Annotated in this window: 1 pseudogene; it reads left to right on the top strand. The window is 63.5% G+C overall.

Annotated features, from left to right (window positions below):
• Positions 1 to 172: 172 nt before the first annotated feature.
• Positions 173 to 504, top strand: a pseudogene (locus ASJ79_RS25770) (DUF222 domain-containing protein); the annotation flags it as partial.

Raw genomic sequence — 504 nt, 5'->3', positions numbered from 1 at the left:
CGAGCTGGCGTTGATCCACATCGGTCGCCATGGAGTCGAGTGTTTCTGACATCGTCAGTCCTTCCCGCCAAGCTCACGCCCGGCGTGTCAGACCAAGACCAGATCCACCGTTATTCAGACAGACCCGACCGACCCTATTTGGTCCGCAGTCCGGAGAACAGAGGGCACGCCAAAGATCTGTTGGCGCACCCGGCTGGTCGAGGACCCGCAGGTGCTGGCGTTGCTCGATGGCGAGTTGGCCGGTAAGGCGTCGCGGTGGGGGTCGTTGTCGCAAGAGGCGTTGGTGGCTGCCATTGATGCGGTGATCGAGCGGTTCGATCCGGATGCGGTGATCCGGGCCCGGGAGGTCGTCAAGGCCCGGGATTTCCATATCGGCGCGGTGGATGATCCGGATGAGCTGGTGTTGGTGTGGGGTCAGGTGCTGGGCTGTGATGCGGTGGTGTTGGCGGCGCGGATCGCCGAACTGCTCAAGGGGATCTGTGACAATGATCCGCGGTCGGCGGG

The sequence above is a fragment of the Mycobacterium sp. NAZ190054 genome (assembly GCF_001545925.1).
Taxonomy (GTDB): Bacteria; Actinomycetota; Actinomycetes; order Mycobacteriales; family Mycobacteriaceae; genus Mycobacterium.
The sequence above is the reverse complement of the archived record's forward strand: the minus strand, read 5'-3'. Positions and strand labels throughout refer to the sequence as shown.